We start from the raw sequence: 519 nt of genomic DNA, 5'->3' as shown, positions 1-519 counted from the left end.
TTTTTCATCTCGTTCTCCGTTTGACTCAGTGTAAGTCGGAGAACTCTAATTCGAAATGCCCCTAGTTTAGGGGATGATTACAAATCGACAAATAACAGAATTAAAAAACATGTTGGATAATGCAACCAAAAAAATGAATTCTGAAACCAGCAAGAACGTAACAAACGAAGCAACAATCCAAGAACTAAAAGACCAAATAGATAAATTGAAGCGAGACTTAGATGAAAAGAAAGCTGCACTCCAACAACTACAACCCAGAAAATTTTCGACACTTAGTCATTTGATGGCCACAAGCTTACTCATGACAGCAGAAAGAAAGGAAAGACAAAAAAAGCGTGATATCACTCCAGAAAGTGTTACTGACACAACGACAAGGTCAATCGATGAGGCTAAAGCAACAGTTACTGAAGAAGAAAAGCATGACGATCAAAAAGCCACTGCGGTGTTTGTCAACATAGTTGTCGCCCCAACTCAAGCCGCTTTCTTAAGTTGATCAGCTGAAGATCTGTCGGGATTAAG

Annotated in this window: 1 protein-coding gene; it reads left to right on the top strand. The window is 39.1% G+C overall.

Going from position 1 to position 519, the window contains the following annotated elements:
* Positions 1 to 109: 109 nt before the first annotated feature.
* The gene (locus ABD892_RS10060) at positions 110 to 493 is read left to right on the top strand and encodes a hypothetical protein (RefSeq protein ID WP_345195491.1); all 384 of its coding nucleotides are present in this window, start codon (positions 110 to 112) and stop codon (positions 491 to 493) included.
* Positions 494 to 519: the final 26 nt, after the last annotated feature.

The sequence above is a fragment of the Kistimonas scapharcae genome (assembly GCF_039540975.1).
Classification (GTDB): Bacteria; Pseudomonadota; Gammaproteobacteria; order Pseudomonadales; family Endozoicomonadaceae; genus Kistimonas; species Kistimonas scapharcae.
The sequence above is the reverse complement of the archived record's forward strand: the minus strand, read 5'-3'. Positions and strand labels throughout refer to the sequence as shown.